2 protein-coding genes are annotated in these 2,398 nt (G+C 66.2%); one reads left to right on the forward strand and one right to left on the reverse strand.

All coding sequences use genetic code 11. The annotated features are described in order from the left end of the window. Window positions 1–313: 313 nt before the first annotated feature. Window positions 314–1,405 carry a chorismate synthase gene (aroC, locus tag GYA94_RS25355; RefSeq protein WP_161893347.1) on the reverse strand — a complete coding sequence of 364 codons (1,092 nt, stop codon included), beginning with the start codon at window positions 1,403–1,405 and terminating at the stop codon, window positions 314–316. Window positions 1,406–1,620: 215 nt separating this feature from the next. Here aroC and GYA94_RS25360 point away from each other — a divergent pair. Next, window positions 1,621–2,398: alpha/beta hydrolase (locus GYA94_RS25360; protein ID WP_161893348.1), on the forward strand; the 778-nt coding region annotated here is incomplete at its 3' end.

Consider the following 2,398-nt stretch of genomic DNA (forward strand, 5'->3'; position numbering starts at 1 on the left):
TCCTACGTTTGTTTCGGGCCAATTATTCCTGTGGGATTTGCGCGCGAACGCCTTGGCGCATGCCTCAATATCGCGCCGTACAAACAAGGCGGCCGCGCGCGCCTGGCACAGGCGTTACTGGCCCGAAACAAACGTAGGAGCGAGCGCAGCTCGCGATGCGCCGCGCGGGCGGCGCTCGATCTCACAGGCGCTGAAGATACTGCGGCTACCCTTGCCAAAAACCATAGAATCTCCCACAGCCGGCCCACAATGTACTGGTTTGTGGTGACCCCGTGGGAGCTGGCTTGCCAGCGATGGGGCCGGTGCAGGCAGATCAGCGCTGGCCCAGCACCGGGGTAGTCACCTGCACATCGGCATTTTGTGCACGGTGGCGCAGCAGGTGGTCCATCAGGGTGATGGCCATCATCGCCTCGGCGATCGGCGTGGCACGAATACCCACGCACGGGTCGTGGCGGCCCTTGGTGATCACCTCGACCGGGTTGCCATCCACGTCGATGGAACGCCCCGGGATGGTGATGCTGGACGTCGGCTTCAGCGCCAGGTGGGCCACGATGGGCTGCCCCGAGGAAATGCCACCCAGAATGCCGCCGGCATTGTTGCTGAGGAAGCCCTCAGGGGTAAGCTCGTCACGGTGCTCGGTGCCCCGCTGGGCCACGCTGGCGAAACCGGCGCCGATTTCAACGCCCTTGACCGCGTTGATGCTCATCAGCGCGTGGGCCAGTTCGGCGTCGAGGCGGTCGAAAATCGGCTCGCCCAGGCCAGGCATCACGCCTTCGGCAACCACGGTGATCTTGGCGCCCACCGAATCCTGGTCACGGCGCAGTTGGTCCATGTACGCCTCCAGCTCCGGCACCTTGTCTGGGTCGGGGCTGAAGAAGGCGTTCTGCTCCACCGATTCCCAGGTTTTGAACGGGATTTCGATCGGCCCCAGTTGGCTCATGTAGCCGCGCACGGTGATGCCCTGGCTGGCCAGGAACTTCTTGGCGATGGCACCGGCGGCCACGCGCATGGCGGTTTCGCGGGCCGAGCTGCGGCCGCCGCCGCGGTAATCGCGCAGGCCGTACTTGTGGTGGTAGGTGTAGTCGGCGTGGGCCGGGCGGAACAGGTCCTTGATAGCGGAGTAGTCCTTGGACTTCTGGTCGGTGTTGCGGATCAACAGGCCGATCGAGCAACCGGTGGTGCGCCCTTCGAATACGCCGGACAGAATTTCCACCTCGTCGGCTTCCTGGCGCTGGGTGGTGTGCCGGCTGGTGCCGGGCTTGCGCCGGTCCAGGTCGTGCTGCAGGTCGGCGAGGGAAATTTCCAGGCCCGGTGGGCACCCGTCGACAATGGCGACCAACGCCGGGCCGTGGCTTTCGCCAGCGGTGGTGACAGTGAACAGCTTGCCGTAGGTATTGCCGGACATGGACGCTCCGCGAGATCTGCCTGAAATGGACGAAAGCGGCAGTATACAGATGGTTGGGTTGCCTGTGCGGGCCTCTTCGCGGGTGAACCCGCTCCTACCGGGTGGAATACCTGTGGGAGCTGGCTTGCCGGCGATAGGGCCGAACCTGCCATGCACAGCCCAAGAACCTTCCCGAGAACATCAGGTCAAACCCACATCTCCCCATGTAGTACCGCATGATGTCGCGCCTTGTCGCCTTGTTCTTCTTGCTGTGTACCGGCCTGGCCCAGGCCGCCGCCCCCACCGTGCTGCAACGCCCCATCGACCTCGACACCGGCCAAGGCGTGCTGCACGGCAGTTTGCTGCTGCCGCAGCAAGCCACACCGCCGCCGGTGGTGCTGATCATTGCCGGCTCTGGCCCTACCGACCGTGACGGCAACAACCCGGCCTCGGGCAGGGTCGACAACCTCAAGCGCCTGGCCCTGCTGCTGGCCAACGAACACATTGCCAGCGTGCGCTACGACAAGCGTGGCGTGGCTGCCAGCCAGCCTGCCGCACCCGATGAGCGGGACCTGAGCGTGGAGCGCTATGTGGCCGACGTGGTCGCCTGGAGCCACAAGCTCAAGGCCGACCCGCGCTTTGGCCCGCTGATCCTGATCGGCCACAGTGAAGGTGCGCTGATTGCCAGCCTGGCCGCCGAACAGGCCGGGGCCAGCGCCGTGATTACCCTGGCCGGCAGCGGCCGGCCAATGGCCGACGTGTTGCGGGAGCAGCTGGCCCAGCGCCTGCCGCCGGCGCAGTTGGCCGGTGGCAGCGCCCTGCTCGACCGCCTGCAGGCCGGGCAAACCAGCCTGGACGTGCCGGCACCGCTGCGCCAGGTGTTCCGCCCGAGTGTGCAGCCCTACCTGATTACCCTGTTCCGGCAAAACCCCGCCGCCGCCTTCGCCCGCCTGCCGATGCCGGCGCTGATCGTGCAGGGGCGCAACGATGTGCAGGTGGACGTGGCCGACGCCG

Origin of the sequence: Pseudomonas juntendi (assembly GCF_009932375.1) — a bacterium.
GTDB classification, from domain to species: Bacteria; Pseudomonadota; Gammaproteobacteria; order Pseudomonadales; family Pseudomonadaceae; genus Aquipseudomonas; species Aquipseudomonas juntendi.